This window comes from Pseudarthrobacter sp. NPDC092202 (assembly GCF_044755505.1).
Lineage (GTDB): Bacteria > Actinomycetota > Actinomycetes > Actinomycetales > Micrococcaceae > Arthrobacter.
Genome location: NZ_JBIVRG010000011.1, coordinates 34,277 through 48,914, shown reverse-complemented (window position 1 = coordinate 48,914; position 14,638 = coordinate 34,277). Strand labels below are relative to the sequence as shown.

At 66.0% G+C, this 14,638-nt stretch carries 12 protein-coding genes; 5 read left to right on the top strand and 7 right to left on the bottom strand.

What is annotated here, in order from left to right; all coding sequences use genetic code 11:
* Positions 1–5: 5 nt before the first annotated feature.
* Complete coding sequence (locus ACIQF4_RS15735; protein ID WP_400517396.1) at positions 6–1,400, bottom strand: class II 3-deoxy-7-phosphoheptulonate synthase; 1,395 nt, start codon at positions 1,398–1,400, stop codon at positions 6–8.
* A 73-nt stretch (positions 1,401–1,473) separates the two neighbouring features.
* Positions 1,474–2,298, bottom strand: a complete 825-nt coding sequence (locus ACIQF4_RS15730; RefSeq protein WP_400517395.1) for a lysophospholipid acyltransferase family protein — start codon at positions 2,296–2,298, stop codon at positions 1,474–1,476.
* 111 nt (positions 2,299–2,409) lie between these two features.
* Between ACIQF4_RS15730 and ACIQF4_RS15725 the strand changes: the two genes are divergently transcribed.
* The 3 genes from ACIQF4_RS15725 to ACIQF4_RS15715 are packed head-to-tail and all read left to right on the top strand — an operon-like array spanning position 2,410 to position 4,590.
* Positions 2,410–3,198: an alpha/beta hydrolase gene (locus ACIQF4_RS15725; RefSeq protein ID WP_400517394.1), complete on the top strand. Its 789-nt coding sequence runs from the start codon at positions 2,410–2,412 to the stop codon at positions 3,196–3,198.
* Entirely contained in the window at positions 3,195–4,016 is an 822-nt protein-coding gene (locus tag ACIQF4_RS15720) for an alpha/beta hydrolase (RefSeq protein ID WP_400517393.1), read from the top strand. The genes ACIQF4_RS15725 and ACIQF4_RS15720 overlap by 4 nt, the downstream gene beginning before the upstream one ends.
* Positions 4,003–4,590, top strand: coding sequence for a hypothetical protein (locus ACIQF4_RS15715; RefSeq protein WP_400517392.1), 588 nt, complete (start codon positions 4,003–4,005; stop codon positions 4,588–4,590). The genes ACIQF4_RS15720 and ACIQF4_RS15715 overlap by 14 nt, the downstream gene beginning before the upstream one ends.
* 79 nt (positions 4,591–4,669) lie before the next feature.
* Here the strand turns inward: ACIQF4_RS15715 and ACIQF4_RS15710 are convergent, their stop codons facing one another.
* The gene (locus tag ACIQF4_RS15710; RefSeq protein WP_350002176.1) at positions 4,670–5,764 is read right to left on the bottom strand and encodes an ROK family glucokinase; all 1,095 of its coding nucleotides are present in this window, start codon (positions 5,762–5,764) and stop codon (positions 4,670–4,672) included.
* Positions 5,765–5,953: 189 nt separating this feature from the next.
* Here ACIQF4_RS15710 and ACIQF4_RS15705 point away from each other — a divergent pair, with 189 nt between their 5' ends.
* Positions 5,954–7,762, top strand: a complete 1,809-nt coding sequence (locus ACIQF4_RS15705) for an AMP-dependent synthetase/ligase (RefSeq protein ID WP_350002175.1) — start codon at positions 5,954–5,956, stop codon at positions 7,760–7,762.
* A gap of 219 nt (positions 7,763–7,981) precedes the next feature.
* Here ACIQF4_RS15705 and ACIQF4_RS15700 read toward each other — a convergent pair whose 3' ends face one another.
* A complete protein-coding gene (locus ACIQF4_RS15700; RefSeq protein ID WP_400517391.1) occupies positions 7,982–11,380 on the bottom strand; it encodes a pyruvate carboxylase in 3,399 nt (1,132 codons plus the stop codon).
* 301 nt (positions 11,381–11,681) lie between these two features.
* Here ACIQF4_RS15700 and ACIQF4_RS15695 point away from each other — a divergent pair, with 301 nt between their 5' ends.
* On the top strand, positions 11,682–12,500 hold the full coding sequence (locus tag ACIQF4_RS15695) for a ParA family protein (RefSeq protein WP_400517390.1): 819 nt from the start codon (positions 11,682–11,684) through the stop codon (positions 12,498–12,500).
* Positions 12,501–12,575: 75 nt separating this feature from the next.
* Here the strand turns inward: ACIQF4_RS15695 and ACIQF4_RS15690 are convergent, their stop codons facing one another.
* The 3 genes from ACIQF4_RS15690 to ACIQF4_RS15680 form a co-directional block, all read right to left on the bottom strand.
* Entirely contained in the window at positions 12,576–13,169 is a 594-nt protein-coding gene (locus ACIQF4_RS15690) for a MerR family transcriptional regulator (protein ID WP_009358601.1), read from the bottom strand.
* 231 nt (positions 13,170–13,400) lie between these two features.
* Positions 13,401–13,904, bottom strand: a complete 504-nt coding sequence (locus tag ACIQF4_RS15685; RefSeq protein WP_009358600.1) for a bifunctional nuclease family protein — start codon at positions 13,902–13,904, stop codon at positions 13,401–13,403.
* Positions 13,904–14,620, bottom strand: coding sequence for a MerR family transcriptional regulator (locus ACIQF4_RS15680; RefSeq protein WP_350002172.1), 717 nt, complete (start codon positions 14,618–14,620; stop codon positions 13,904–13,906). The genes ACIQF4_RS15685 and ACIQF4_RS15680 overlap by 1 nt, the downstream gene beginning before the upstream one ends.
* Between the last annotated feature and the right edge of the window lie 18 nt (positions 14,621–14,638).

Below are 14,638 nucleotides of genomic sequence, written 5' to 3'. Positions count from 1 at the left end.
CGGTGTCAGCGCTTGGCTAGGGCTCCGGCTACCAGGAAGGCCATTTCGAGGGACTGCATGTGGTTTAGCCGCGGGTCGCAGACCGACTCGTAACGGTCCAGGAACGCGTCCTGGTCCACGGGGTCGGCCCCGCCAAGGCACTCCGCGACGTCGTCGCCGGTCATTTCCACGTGCAGGCCGCCGGGAACGGTCCCCAGCGCGTGGTGCACTTCGAAGAAGCCGCGCACCTCGTCAATGACGTCGTCGAAATTGCGTGTCTTGTAGCCGTTGGGGGACGTCACGGTGTTTCCATGCATGGGGTCGGTGACCCACAGAACCTGCGCGCCGGACGCGGTGACTTTTTCGACGACGGCGGGCAGCTTCTCGCGGATGTTGCCGGCCCCCATGCGGGTGATGAATGTCAGCCGGCCGGGTTCCCGCTCCGGATCCAGCTTGTCGATCAGCCGGAGGGCGTCATCTCCGGTGGTGGACGGGCCCAGCTTCACGCCGATGGGGTTCCGTACCCGCGAGAGGAAGTCAACGTGCGCGTGGTCCAGTTCGCGGGTCCGCTCGCCAATCCAGAGGAAGTGGGCGGAGGTGTCGTACGGGAATCCGGTGCGTGAATCGATCCGGGTCAACGCCCGCTCGTAGTCCAGCAGCAGTGCTTCGTGGCTGGCAAAGAATTCGACCCGTTTCAGGGCTTCGAAGTCTGCGCCGCAGGAGGCCATGAACTTGATGGCACGGTCGATGTCGCGGGCCAGGGACTCGTAGCGTGCGTGTGCCGGGTTTTCGGTGAAGCCCTTGTTCCACTGGTGTACCGAACGCAGGTCCGCGAACCCGCCCTGTGTGAAGGCGCGGATGAGGTTCAGCGTGGAAGCGGACGTGTGGTACGCGCGGAGCATCCGGGAGGCGTCGTGGCCCCGGGACTCTGGAGTGAACTCGTAACCGTTCACGATGTCGCCCCGGTAGGCGGGAAGGGTTACGCCGTCGCGGGTCTCGTCATTGGATGAACGGGGCTTGGCGAACTGTCCGGCCATGCGGCCCATCTTAATGACGGGCATGGCGGCACCGTAGGTGAGCACCACGGCCATCTGGAGGATGGTCTTGACCCGGGCACTGATCTTGTCTGCCGTGGCGGCCTCGAAGGTTTCGGCGCAGTCACCGCCCTGCAGCAGGAAGGCCTTGCCCTGGGCGGCGGCGGCCAGCCGCTCGCGGAGGACGTCCACCTCTCCGGCAAAAACCAGCGGGGGAAGGACGGAGAGTTCCCTCACCGAGGCGTCGAACACGTCACGGTCCTGCCAGCTTGGCTGCTGCGAGATGGGGAGGTCCCGCCAGTGATCAAGTCCGGGATAGTCGGCTGCTCCGCTCTGGGCGGTGCTGGACAGCGAAAAGGCGGGTTTTGCAGATAGCTCAGTCACCATCTAAGACTAGCGGTCGCGCAGGTCCCCGGGACACCGCGCTGTCACGCACACCGCCCGCAACGTCACAACCCGCTCACCCGGCGGCGGCAGCCCCGCCGTCGTCCGCTTTGCGCATGTCCTGCGGGATGCCTTGGTTGTCGCCGGGAGAGGGCTCCCCACTGCCGCCATCAGGCGCCGGGGATGCCAGGGGCTCTGCGGTAGCTGCCGGCTCCACGGCCTTGCCCGCCAGCCGCAGCTTTACCACCGCGGCGTACTCGTCCACGTATTCCTGCCCGGAGAGCCGCATCAGTTCGAACATGATCTGATCGGTGACTTTCCGCTGGATGTCGCGGTCCTCCGCCTGGTCCCGGTAGCGGCTGAAGTCGAGGGGCTCGCCGAAGATCATGCCAATCCTGCGGATGTTCGGCAGCCTCTTGCCGATGGGCTGCACCTTGTCCGTTCCGATCATTGCGACAGGTACCACCGGAACCCCGGCCTGCAGCGCAAGCCTGGCCACGCCAACTTTGCCCCTGTAGAGCCTGGAGTCCGGGCTCCGCGTCCCCTCCGGATAGATGCCCAGAAGTCCGCCATTCAAGAGGACCTCCATGCCGGCTGTCAGCGAGGCTGCCGAGGCAGCTCCCCCGGACCGGTCCATGGGCAGCTGGTTGGTCAGGCGGAAGAACAGGGCAGTCAGCCTGCCCTTTATACCCGTGCCGGTGAAGTACTCCGATTTGGCCAGGAAAACCACCGGCCGGCGGACCATCAACGGCATGAAGATGGAATCGGAAAAAGAGAGGTGGTTGGACGCAATAATTGCCGGGCCGTCAGCCGGAATGTTGTCCAGTCCCTTGACCCAGGGGCGGAAAAGGAGCTTCAGCACAGGACCGAGGAAGATCCGCTTCATGACCCAATAGAACACGTGAGAAACCCCTCCGGAAGGCGGCCTGCAGGCCCCGCGTCGGGCCTGTCCGGCAGTTCAATGCAACCCTACTCTAGTGAGAATTGTCCGGAACAGTGACACGATGGTGGCATGAGCGAAAGCAGCATCCCGTCCCCTCCTGCCGCTTTCAGCTATCCCGGGCACGGGCCCAATGCACGGATTGGCATAGCCATCTGCCATGGCTTCACGGGAAGCCCCCTCAGTGTCCTGCCGTGGGCCCAGCACCTTGCCTCGCAGGGTTACGCCGTAACCGTCCCCCTGCTGCCGGGCCATGGGACCGACTGGCGCCAGTTGGCGGGGACGCGCTGGAGCGACTGGTACCGCAGCTTCGAGGCCGCCTACCTGGAGCTCGAGCGGACAACGGGGACATGCTTCGTGGCCGGACTTTCAATGGGTGGGGCCATTGCGCTGCTGGCCGCCTCCAGGCACAACGTTGCCGGGGTGTCCGTGGTCAACCCGGGCCTGAGCTTCTACGACCGCCGGGTCCGGGTGATCGGAGTGCTGAAGTACTTCCAGCGGACAACCCTCCCTATAGAAGAGGAACAGGCGACCGCTGCAGTCACCAATGACGGGGACTACTCCCGCACTCCCCTGGCTGCCGTGCACGAGCTGAAGAAGCTGTTTGGCGCCGCTGCCCGCGGCCTGCCCAAGGTCACGGCACCTGTCCAGGTCTTCAAGTCCCGCACCGACGCGGTGGTTCCGCCAACTTCCCTGGCTCTGCTCCGCAAAGGCCTCGGCGCGCACCTCACTGATGTGGTGGACCTCCACAGCAGCGGACATGTGGCTACGCTGGATGTGGACGCCCCGGAGATCTTTGCGAAATCCAGTGCTTTCTTCCACGCCCTCGCCCGCCAGAACACCGCATTGGAGACTCCATGACCTCCGGCCTGGACCACAGTCCCTTCAGCAGCAGCTGCAGCGGCGGGGGGCCCCGCATCGGCGTGGTCCTCTCCCATGGGTTTACCGGCAGCCCGCACGGGTTGCGTGCCTGGGCCCAGGCCCTGGCCGGCGCCGGCTTCGCCGTGCGCATGCCCCTGCTGCCCGGACACGGCACCAGCTGGCAGGAACTGGCCCGTACGCGGTGGCAGCAGTGGCACGGTGCCTTGGATGACGCCTACCTGGAGCTGGACGCGGACTGCGACTACGTCTTTTCGGCAGGATTGAGCATGGGCGGCGCGCTGGCCCTGCGGATCGCTGCCACCCGGCCAGTGGCCGGGGTGGTCCTGGTCAACCCGGGACTGGTCATTGACGATCCGCGCGCTCCGCTCGCCGGCATCCTGAAGCTGGTCATGAAAAGTACGCCGGCCATCGGAAACGACATCCTCAAAGAGGGTATGGACGAAGGCGCCTATGCCCGGACCCCGGTAGCTGCCGCGCATGAGCTCAACAAGCTGTTCAAGGACACCATCAGGATCCTGCCCCGGGTCACCGCCCCCGTCCGGGTCTACCGCTCCGCCATTGACCACGTGGTCTCGGACTCCAGCATCCATGCGCTCCGCCGCGGACTGACGCACGCGCCCCTGGACCTGGTCCGCCTCGAGAACAGCTACCACGTGGCGACCCTGGACAACGACGCCGAGCAGATCTTCCAGGGCTCCGTGGAGTTCATCCGGGCGGTTGTTTCCGGCGGAAATCCGGAACGGCCGGCGGCAAGTGCAGCATCGGACCTGGAGGCCACGCACCATGGACAGGCCTGATTCCGGATCCCAGGACCAGGGCGCCAACCAGGACGACGCCGTCTGGCTGGACCTGGTGGCCCGGCTTGAATCCGGTTCCCCCGACGCGGGCACCGGCAGCACCACTGGCACTGGCACCGTCATCGATCCCGCCACGGATGCGGCACCGCACCAGGATACGGCGGCGCCGGGTGCAAGGCCGCCCGCGTTCCGCGACTTCGATCCGCTCGGCCTTGCGGGTACAGCTCCTGCCGAGTTGTCCGCGGCAGAGCGGCAGGCCCCCGCGCAGACCCCGGGCCCCGGCACTGAAGCAGGCTTCCCATCCGGACCCCGTGATTACGGTGTGGACCCGGATGACGGTGAATTCGTCCCCGAGGAACCGCCCAGCCTGGCCGGAACGGATCCGTTGACCATGCTTGCCTGGCTGGCCGCCGTGGGCGGACCGGTAGCGCTCCTGTTGTCCGTGATGTTCTGGCGCTCCGCCCCGCTCCTGGCCATCGTGGGAATCGTTGCGGCGTTTGTCCTGGGAACCGTGTACCTGATCATGAAGCTGCCGCAGGAAAAAGACGAGAACGACGACGGCGCACGCGTCTAGCGCGGCCGGCCCTCCCCAGCTGCGCGGCCAGGCAACAGAGCACCGCCAGGCAACAGAGGAAAGAGTGCGCCTGATAGCGTCAGCGGCGCGCCCGGCTGCTGACGCGGGACAGGTCTGCAGCTCCAATGAGTCCCGCGTTCGGCCCAAGGGCAGCGAGCTGGATGCCGGCGGCCGGCCGGAAACCCCGCCCCGTCAGGTTGCGGGCGAATGCCTTCCGTGCGGGCTCCACCAACAGGTCCCCTGCTGAGCACAGTCCGCCGCCGATAACGAAAAGCCCGGGGTCCAGCGCCGCCGCCAGGTTGGCCAGCCCGAGCCCGAGCCACTCCCCCACTTCCTCGATCAGCTCCCGGCACGCCGGGTCGCCGGCAAGTGCGAGCTCCGTGACAATCGCACCCGTAATGAGCTCGGTCCGCCCGCCCACAGCCGCGAGCAGGTCCTGCGCCACCGGGGAGTTTGCCTGGGCCAGGATCCGCGCTTCGCGCCCTAACGCATTCCCGGACGCATACTGTTCCCAGCAGCCGCGGTTTCCGCATTCACACCGGTGCCCGCCGGGCATGATGATCTGGTGGCCAAACTCGCCGGCCACGCCGAACCGTCCACGCTCCACCCTGCCGTCCATCACCATGGCACCGCCGATGCCGGTACCCAGGGTGATGCACACCAGGCGGTCTTCCCCCTGCCCGGCTCCAAAGCGCCATTCCGCCCAGGCCGCGGCATCGGCATCGTTGGTCAGGAGTACCGGCCGGCGGAGGAGCTGCTGCAGGTTTGCCCGCAGCGGCTCATTCCGCCAGGCCAGGTGCGGGCTGAAAAGCACCGTTCCACCGTCGAGGTCCATCCACCCGGCGGCGCCGATGCCTACCGACCAGATCCGGTGGCCCCTGCCGAGCTCCTCCACCAGCTCCACGATGACCTGCTCCACTGCCCGGGGGTCGCTGCCGGGGGTGGCGCGCCGCGCTTCGCTGAGGATGCGGCCGTCGGCATCCACAACTCCCGCGGCCACCTTGGTGCCGCCGATGTCGATGCCAATGGCGAGGCCTTTGCGGCCGAGGCGCAAGTGCTCACGGAAGCCACCGCCGTCGTGCTGTGTCCGCGCCCGGCGCGAGGTGGGCCGCGCCCTCCAGGGGGCAGGTCTGCTCAGGGGCCCGGGCTGGTTGCCGGGGGGCGGTGCGTACATAGTTCCCCATTCTAGGTGGGCACATTCCACGGCACCGTGTGGACAGGCGGAGTTGCCGCCCACATGTCGCAGCGCACCGTTGACGGCAAAGTTACTGGCCAGTAACTTTAGATACTGCATGGTCCGGCACGGGCGTACTAGTCTTTAGGCATGCCCCTGTGCGGGACCTCGGATATCAAAGGAGCTATAGTGCGCGAATTCAGTGTTCCGCCTCTTGTTGTTGTCCCACCGGAGACCAACATCACCGACCTTGTGCTGCGGCAGGCAGCAAAGGCCAGCAACCCGGCACTCTTTTCGCGGCTCGATGCCTCCGGATCCTGGCAGGACATTTCCGCCACCGATTTCCTGGCTGACGTCAGGGCGCTGGCAAAGGGGCTGATGGCCAGCGGCGTGGGAGCCGGCGACCGCGTGGGCATCATGTCCCGCACCCGCTATGAATGGTCCCTGGTGGACTTTGCCATCTGGTTCGCCGGAGCCGTCTCCGTTCCCATTTACGAAACGTCCTCACCCTCGCAGGTTGCGTGGAACCTCGGTGACTCCGGTGCTGTGGCCGCCTTCGGCGAGGCAGCCCACCATGAGGACATCATCCGCCAGGCGGTCACGGCGGAAGCGCTGACCTCGCTCCAGCATGTCTGGCAGCTCGAAGGCAACGGTCTCGATGCCCTCCGCGAAGCCGGCCGGGGCGTCAGCGACGACGACCTTGAGGCCCGCAGGAAAACCGCCGGGCTGCGCGACACCGCCACCATCATCTACACCTCCGGCACCACAGGCAGGCCCAAGGGGTGCGAACTCACGCACGGAAACTTCGTTGAGCTCTCAGACAACGCGCTGGCCATCATTGGCGAGATTGTCCATGAAAACGCCAAGACCATCATGTTCCTTCCCCTGGCGCACGTCTTCGCCCGCTTTATCTCAGTCCTCGCCATGGCCGCCGGCACCACCGTGGCCCACACCCCGGACATCAAGAACCTCCTGGCAGACCTGCAGAGTTACGAGCCGACCTTCATCCTCGCGGTGCCGCGCGTCTTCGAAAAGGTCTACAACTCCGCCCTGACGAAGGCCGAGGACGGCGGGAAGGGAGCGATCTTCCACAAGGCGGCAGAGACTGCCATCGCGTACTCCAGGGCCCGGCAGGACGGCCGCATCGGCCTGGGCCTCAAGCTCCGCCACGCACTGTTCGACAAGCTCGTCTACGGAAAGCTGCGGGCGGCAATGGGCGGGCACGTGGCCCACGCAGTCTCCGGCGGAGGCCCCCTGGGCGAACGCCTGGGGCACTTCTTCCAGGGCATCGGACTACAGGTGCTCGAGGGATACGGCCTGACCGAAACCACCGCCCCCATATCCGTGAACACCCCGTCACTGATCAAAATCGGTTCCGTTGGGAAGCCCCTGCCCGGCAACTCGGTCAGGATCGCCGAGGACGGGGAGATCCTTGCCAAGGGCGTCTGCGTCATGCGCGGCTACTACCAGCGGCCCGACCTCACGGGCGAGACGTTCGACGACGGGTGGCTGCGTACCGGTGACATCGGCCGCCTGGATGAGGACGGCTTTGTCTGGATCACCGGGCGCAAGAAGGAAATCATCGTCACCGCCGGCGGCAAGAACGTCATTCCGGCCCTGCTGGAAGACCAGATCCGCGCCGATGCGCTTGTCTCGCAGGTGCTGGTGGTGGGAGACAACCGGCCGTTCATCGGCGCGCTGGTCACCCTGGACCAGGAAGCCCTCCCCGGCTGGCTGCAGCGCCACAACCTCCCCGCGGACACCTCCATTGCGGACGCCGCGAACAACCCGGTGGTCAAGGCGGCAGTCCAGGACCTGATCACAGCGGCCAACACCTCAGTCTCACAGGCCGAGGCCATCAAGTCGTTCCGCATCGTCCCCGCAGACTTCACAGAAGCATCCGGGCACCTGACGCCGTCCATGAAGGTCAAGCGTGCCCAGGTCATGAAGGACTTCGAGACGGTCATCGAAGAGATGTACGCCGCACCGCGTTCGTAGCAGGCACCACTGGGCGGGCCCCGGTCCTCTGCGTGCTATTCCCGCGCCCCTCTAGGGCCGCTTCGCGGCGAGCAGGGGCGCGGGGCCCCTTTTACGCACGCTGCCGGACCGCGGTCCGCCACAGCGCCCGCCGTCCAGTCAGGCGGTGGCTTCGGCTTTAAAGACAAGTGAGGGCCCTCGTTAGGGAGGGCCCTCACTTGTCTTAGTTGCCTGCTCCGGCTACTGCTCCACCACCAGGAGAAGGTCTCCGCCTTCCACCTGTTCCACGGCGGAGATGGCGAGCCGGGAAACCTTGCCGGCTGCCGGCGTCGTAATTGACGCCTCCATCTTCATCGCCTCGATGGTGGCCACGGTGTCGCCTGCCTTGACCTCGTCGCCCTGCTTGACGGTCAGGGTGACGGCACCGGCGAAGGGCGCCGCAACGTGGCCGGGCTGGCCCGGGTCCGCCTTCTCGGCAGCCTTGACGTTGCTCACCACGGACCGGTCGCGGACGACAACGGGCCGGGACTGGCCGTTGAGCGTACACATGACGGTGCGCATACCCTTCTCGTCCGGCTCCGACACCGCTTCCAGGGAAGCGATGAGGCGCACGCCCTTCTCCAGCTGGATCTCATGTTCCGCGCCGCGCTGCAGGCCGTAGAGGTAGTCGCGCGTATCCAGGACGGAGAGGTTGCCGTAGGTTTCCACGCTCTTGAGGTAGTCCTTGGTGGGACCGTCGAAAAGCAGCCGGTTGAGGGTGTGCTGCCGGGTCTTGGAATCGGATTTCAGGGCCGCACTGTCTTCGGCGCTCAGTTCAACGTCCCGGACCTTCACGCTGCGGCCCTGCAGGGCCTTGGTGCGGAACGGTTCCGGCCACCCGCCCGGGGGGTCGCCAAGCTCGCCGGATAGGAACCCGATGACCGAATCCGGGATGTCGTAGTTCTGCGGGTTCTCGTTGAAGTCTGCGGGGTCCGCGTTCAGGCCCACCAGGTGCAGGGCCAGGTCGCCAACAACCTTCGACGACGGCGTGACCTTGACCAGGCGGCCAAGGATGCGGTCAGCGGCGGTGTACATGTCCTCGATCGCCTCAAACCGTTCGCCCAGGCCCAGCGCCATGGCCTGCTGGCGGAGGTTGGACAGCTGTCCGCCCGGAATTTCGTGCTGATACACCCGTCCGGTGGGGCCCGGCAGGCCGGATTCGAAGGGCGCGTAGACCCGGCGGACCGCTTCCCAGTACGGCTCGAGTGAGCTGACGGCGGCCAGGCTCAGCCCGGTGTCGCGGGGGGTGTGGGCCAGTGCTGCAACCAGGGCAGAGGCCGACGGCTGGCTGGTGGTTCCGGCGAGCGATGCGGAGGCCACGTCCACGGCGTCAACGCCGGCGTCCACGGCAGCCAGGAGCGTGGCCAGCTGGCCGCCCGCGGTGTCGTGGGTGTGCAGGTGCATCGGCAGGTCGAAGCGGTCCCGGAGGGCCGCAACGAGCTTCGCGGCAGCGGCGGGACGGAGCAGGCCTGCCATGTCCTTGATCGCCAGGATGTGGGCTCCGGCGTCCACGATCTTTTGCGCCAGCTCCAGGTAGTAGTCCAGCGTGTAGAGCGTTTCTTCCGGGTCCAGCATGTCCGCCGTGTAGCACAGCGCCACTTCGGCTACGGCGGTGCCGGTTGCCCGGACTGCCCGGATGGCGGGTGCCATCTGGCTGACGTCGTTCAGGGCGTCGAAAATCCGGAAAATATCGATGCCGGTGGCTGCCGCCTCATTGACGAACGCCTCGGTGACTTCCTCGGGGTAGGGCGTGTAGCCCACCGTGTTACGGCCGCGCAGGAGCATCTGCAGGCACACGTTCGGGAGCGCCTTGCGAAGGGCGGCGAGCCGGTCCCAGGGGTCTTCGCCCAGGAACCTGAGGGCCACGTCATAGGTGGCACCGCCCCAGGCCTCGACGGACAGCAGCTCCGGCAGGAGCGCAGTGACCGCCGGGCCGGCTGCCACCAGGTCCCTGGTGCGCACCCGGGTAGCCAGCAGCGACTGGTGTGCGTCACGGAAGGTGGTGTCCGTGACAGCGACCGCGTTCTGTTCCCGGAGCGCCTTCGCAAAACCATCAGGTCCGAGTTCAAGCAGCTTCTGGCGCGAGCCGGGTTCAGCCTGCTTGTCCTTAACCGAGGGCAGCTTGCTGGCCGGGTTGGAATGGACAGTCAGTTCACCATTGGGCTTGTTGACGGTGACTTCGGCAAGCCAGGTGAGGAGCTTGGTGCCGCGGTCTGCGGAGACCCGGGCCTTGAGCAGCTGGGGACGCTCGTCAATGAAGGACGTAGCCACATCCCCCGCAATGAAATCGGCGTCGTCAAGCACTGCCTGCAGGAACGAGATGTTCGTCGAGACGCCGCGGATGCGGAACTCTGCCAGTGCACGGCGGGCCCGGGCGACGGCGGACGGGTAGTCCCTCCCCCGGCAGGTCAGCTTCACCAGCATGGAATCGAAGTGCGGGCTGATTTCGGCACCCGAGTACACCGTGCCGCCGTCGAGCCGTACTCCTGCGCCGCCGGCGGACCGGTAACCGGTGATTTTTCCGACGTCCGGACGGAAGCCGTTCGCGGGGTCCTCCGTGGTGATGCGGCTCTGCAGCGCAGCGCCCTTGAGGTGCACCGTTTCCTGCGAGAGGCCCAGGTCCGCCAGCGTCTCGCCGGAGGCGATGCGCATCTGCGCCTGGACCAGGTCGACGTCGGTGACTTCCTCCGTGACGGTGTGCTCCACCTGGATGCGGGGGTTCATTTCGATGAAGACGTGCTGGCCGGCGCGCTCACCGACAGTATCAACGAGGAACTCAACGGTGCCGGCGTTGACGTAGTTCAGTGCCTTGGCGAACTTGACGGCGTCCCGGTAGAGCGCCTGGCGGATGCCTTCATCCAGGTTGGGGGCCGGCGCGATCTCGATGACCTTCTGGTGGCGGCGCTGGATGGAGCAGTCGCGTTCGAAGAGGTGCATGACGTTACCCTCGGCGTCGGCCAGGATCTGCACCTCGATGTGGCGCGGGCGAAGGACTGCCTGCTCCAGGAACATGGTGGGGTCACCGAACGCCGCATCGGCTTCGCGCATGGCGGACTGCAAGGCTTCCGGCAGGGCTTCGCGGGTGTCCACCCGGCGCATGCCGCGGCCGCCGCCGCCGGCAACGGCCTTGGCGAAGATGGGAAAGCCGATTTCGTCGGCAGCGGCAATAAGTTCGTCCAGGTCCTTGGACGGCGCACTGGATTTCAGGACCGGCACGCCGGCGTCACGTGCAGCCTTCAGGGCGGCCACCTTGTTGCCCGCGAGTTCCAGGACCTCTGCGGGCGGCCCCACAAACGTGATGCCGGCAGCCTTGGCTGCGCGGGCAAGGTCGGGGTTCTCGGAAAGGAAGCCGTAGCCCGGGTAGATGGCGTCCGCGCCGGATTCCTTGGCTACCCGCACCACTTCATCGACATCCAGGTACGCCCGGACGGGGTGGCCTTCTTCGCCAATCAGGTAGGCCTCGTCCGCTTTCTGGCGGTGGATCGAGTTCCTGTCCTCATGGGGGAATACGGCAACGGTCTTTGCGCCCAGCTCGTAGCCGGCGCGGAAGGCCCTGATCGCGATTTCGCCGCGGTTGGCCACCAGAACTTTGGAAAACATACTTCTCCTGCATCATTGCGGGTGGATCGGTGAGTGGTCACAGTGTCTAGGACCTACAAGGACAAACACAAATCTTTGTGGCCACCGTCACAGATTTTGCCGTCATGTCCCGAACCCGTTTGCCGACGCGGGCAGAAACCGCCCCCGCAGCACAGTCGGTGCCATGCCGACGCCCAATAAAGCAGGATTCGCCGACGCATCCACATATGATGAGTAGGGCGGCAGGACCGTCCGGCTTCGGCACTGCCGGAGCAAACATTACCCCCAACACGGCATCCGGCGTTAGGTTTTGGTCTCTCAAGTGCAAGTAGTCAGCATCAGCAGCCTTAAGGGTGGAGTCGGCAAGACTTCCGTCACCACAGGATTGGCGTCTGCGGCGCTGGCCGCAGGCATCAGCACGCTGGTGGTGGACCTTGATCCCCATGCAGATGCCACCACCGCACTGGGCGTTCAACCCGGCGACCAGATGGACATCGGCCGGATGCTCAAAAGTCCCCGGCGGGCCAATCTGGCCGACAACGTGGTGCGCAGCAGTTGGACGGCGCGCGCAGGGTCCAACGGTTCCGGCCCCGCAGTCCTGGACGTCGCCGTCGGGTCCGCCTACACGGGCATTTACGACCGCCCGGACCTCCGCCGCCGCGATCTCCGCCGGCTCTCGTCGGTGCTGGCCACCGGTGGCGACTACCAGCTGGTCCTGGTGGACTGCCCGCCCTCCCTCAACGGGCTGACCCGGATGGCGTGGACTGCCAGTGACAAGGTGGCGCTGGTTGCCGAGCCCGGACTGTTCTCGGTGGCCGGGACCGAGCGGACCATGCGGGCCATCCAGCTTTTCCGGCAGGAATTCGCCCCCAACCTCTCGCCTGCAGGCATCGTGGCGAACCGGGTACGGTCAGGATCCTCCGAACACACCTACCGGCTCGCGGAAATGGAGTCCATGTTCGGCGACCTCCTCCTGAGCCCCCGTATCCCCGAGCAGGCCAACTGGCAGCAGATCCAGGGCGCCGCCCACCCCGTACACCACTGGCCCGGAGAGTCGGCAAAATCTGCCGCGGCACTCTTTGATGACCTGCTGGCAAACCTGATGGCAGTGGGAAGCGGCCTGCGCAGCCGCGCCCGGTAAGGCCTGCAGCAACCGGCTTATAACGGATAAGGGCCGCCCTCCATGTGGAGGGCGGCCCTTATCCGTTATAAAGCCTCAGCTGATTTTGCGGGCAGCCCGGCGCTTGCTCAGTTCGTCGTCCGGAAAGGACTGTTCAGCCGCATGCTCGCTGGGAAGCGATGCGAGGCTTCCCTCGACTTCACGCCAGACGCGGCCCACGGCGATGCCGAAGACGCCCTGTCCGCCCTGGACAAGATCGATGACTTCGTCGGCGGAGGTGCACTCGTAGACGCTCGCGCCGTCGCTCATCAGCGTGATCTGGGCAAGGTCCTCGACACCGCGTTCCCGCAGGTGTTCCACAGCGGTGCGGATCTGCTGCAGCGACACTCCCGTGTCCAGGAGCCTCTTGACCACCTTCAGGACAAGGATGTCCCGGAAGCCGTAGAGGCGCTGCGATCCGGATCCGGCAGCACCGCGAACCGCGGGCTCCACCAGGCCGGTCCGGGCCCAGTAGTCGAGCTGGCGGTAGGTGATCCCGGCGGCCTTGCATGCCGTGGGGCCACGGTAGCCGGCGTCCTCATCCAACACGGGGAGGTCCTCGGTAAACAGGAGGCCCTGGGCACCGCTCGCGGGCACAGCAACACCAGCCGTGGGCTGCTTCAGCCCGCCTGCTTCGCCTTTGGGACTCACCTGGATCCTCCTTGTCATGCGCTCCCGGGTAACTACTGCAGCAGCGGTGCATGAAGACCATGCATGTAATTTTCGCGGGGCGCACTTTACAGTGTGACTTGCGAGGCTGCCGTAAGCAATGGGAACTTGATACTTCGACGTTAGGCCCGGGGGCCTGCAAGGTCAAAGACCCTAAGGGGTTTGATGAGGCGTGTCGAAAGATTCACCCTCAACTTTAACCTTAACGTGACCTTAGCCGTCGAAATCCTCGGGCTCCACGTCGTCCAGGAACTCACGGAACCGGCGCAGTTCGCGCTCTTCATCAACCGTGGGACCCGGTTCGGTGTCCTCGCCCTCGTCATGCTCGGTGATGCGCACCCCGGCCTCATCCATGACTGAATCGGCGCACCAGATCCGGCATTTCGCACGCAGTGCCACCGCAAGTGCATCCGAGGCCCGCGAACTCACCGTGGTGCCGTTCTCGAACTGCAGCTGGCCGTAAAAGATGTTGTCTTCCACCGCCACAATATTGACGCTGACCACAGAGTGTCCTAGCGCTTCCACCACGTCCACCAGCAGGTCGTGGGTCATGGGACGGGGCGGCACCACGCCCTGCTGCGCCAGGGCGATGGCGCTGGCTTCGGGGGTACCGATCCAGATGGGAACGTGCCGCTCACCATGCATCTCCCGAAGCAGGACCAGCGGCTGGTTGGAAGGCAGTTCGATGCGAACGCCTACAATCTCGACTTCAATCATCAGATGTCCATGCGTGAGATATGGTCCTGCACCAGAGCCCGGTGCAGGGTGAGGCAGAGGTCGCTGATTTCGCGGGCGGCTTCAGCGGCGCGCGCCTGGGACGCTGCATCCTTGCGGGATGCCAGCGGCGCCACTGCACGTTCCACCAGGCCGAACTCCCGCTCGGCAGCCGCCTGGAAGGGACGCAGGTGCCGGGGTTCAAGACCGTGGCTTTCCAGCTGGACACAGGCACGGGCCACCTGGAGGGCGTGCTCGTCGAATTGCCCGTTGGCATGGCTGATCAGGCCGAAGCTCAGGAGGGCCTGCAGCAGTGGCACGCTGGCGCCCGATTCAGTGCGGAGCTGTTCCTCGGTGAGCTTGCGCCCGCGGCTCTGCAGTTCGGCAGCCAGCTCGTCGGAGACGATGCGGGGGGAAACGACGACGCCGGGCGGCAGGTTCTCCGGGCGTTCGCCCCTGTCGATCGCGTCAAGGTAGTCCTTGATGACCTTCAGCGGAAGGTATTGGTCCCGCTGGAGGGCCAGCACGAAGCGCAGCCGCTCGACGTCGCCGTCGGAGTACTGGCGGTATCCGGCAGGCGTCCGGCGCGGATTGATCAGCCCTTTTTCCTCGAGGAACCTGATTTTGGACGCAGTCATGCCGGGAAAGTCCTCGCTGAGCTGTGCGAGGACTTCCCCTATGTTGAGGACCTGGGGTCCCCGGCGTTCCGGTTGTGCCATTGCCACAGGCAGTGGTCC

Coding starts and splice junctions, on each gene's coding strand:
- ACIQF4_RS15735 (WP_400517396.1), bottom strand. CDS start 1,400: ATGGTGACTGAGCTATCTGCAAAACCCGCCTTTTCGCTGTCCAGCACC.
- ACIQF4_RS15725 (WP_400517394.1), top strand. CDS start 2,410: ATGAGCGAAAGCAGCATCCCGTCCCCTCCTGCCGCTTTCAGCTATCCC.
- ACIQF4_RS15720 (WP_400517393.1), top strand. CDS start 3,195: ATGACCTCCGGCCTGGACCACAGTCCCTTCAGCAGCAGCTGCAGCGGC.
- ACIQF4_RS15715 (WP_400517392.1), top strand. CDS start 4,003: ATGGACAGGCCTGATTCCGGATCCCAGGACCAGGGCGCCAACCAGGAC.
- ACIQF4_RS15710 (WP_350002176.1), bottom strand. CDS start 5,764: ATGTACGCACCGCCCCCCGGCAACCAGCCCGGGCCCCTGAGCAGACCT.
- ACIQF4_RS15700 (WP_400517391.1), bottom strand. CDS start 11,380: ATGTTTTCCAAAGTTCTGGTGGCCAACCGCGGCGAAATCGCGATCAGG.
- ACIQF4_RS15685 (WP_009358600.1), bottom strand. CDS start 13,904: ATGATTGAAGTCGAGATTGTAGGCGTTCGCATCGAACTGCCTTCCAAC.
- ACIQF4_RS15680 (WP_350002172.1), bottom strand. CDS start 14,620: ATGGCACAACCGGAACGCCGGGGACCCCAGGTCCTCAACATAGGGGAA.